Origin of the sequence: Nitrincola tibetensis (genome assembly GCF_003284585.1) — a bacterium.
In the GTDB taxonomy this organism is placed as follows: Bacteria; Pseudomonadota; Gammaproteobacteria; order Pseudomonadales; family Balneatricaceae; genus Nitrincola; species Nitrincola tibetensis.
The window spans coordinates 1-606 of sequence record NZ_QKRX01000047.1 but is presented as its reverse complement, the minus strand read 5'-3'; the positions used below and the strand labels follow the sequence as shown (position 1 = coordinate 606).

Annotated in this window: 1 protein-coding gene; it reads left to right on the top strand. The window is 44.6% G+C overall.

All coding sequences use genetic code 11. The annotated features are described in order from the left end of the window. On the top strand, window positions 1-606 hold a 606-nt coding region (locus DN062_RS18625), incomplete at both ends, for a hypothetical protein (RefSeq protein ID WP_205126781.1).

Below are 606 nucleotides of genomic sequence, written 5' to 3'. Positions count from 1 at the left end.
GTGGTTGCAAGCGCAACGGACAACAATGGTAACCCAATCACAGGCACAGACAACGCTGAGCTGGATGCGATTGCGGCAGACATCACGGTTGAAACCTCAGTCGAGAATGAAACGGGGCTGATGGATATCGAAGGTACAACAATAGATGTGCCTGAAAATAGCACCGTCGAAATAACCATCACCGACAGCTTAGGGAATACTGTTACAACCCAAGCGAGTGTCAATGAAGATGGAAGCTATTCTGTTGATAATGTTGATATTCGTGAGTTAGTCGATGGTGACTTAACGATCATTGCCAAAGCCATTGATAATAATGGCCAGGATGTGTTTGGTCAGACTAGTGATGAATTGTTATTAGTTGTAGAACTGGCGATTGAGACATCAGGTTCACTTGAAGTCTTTGAAAAGTTCTTATCTAACGGTTCAGCAGCAAACGACGGTGAGCCTAAAGACAGTGGTAGTATTCGTATTACCTCTTCCCAAGGCATACAGTCTGTCACCATTGCAGGAATAGTTGTTACGCTTGAAGCACTAGAGGCTAGCAATGCAGCGCCTTTCAGCATCACAACACCTGAAGGCAACGTAATTGAAGTTGTTGGCTTTACA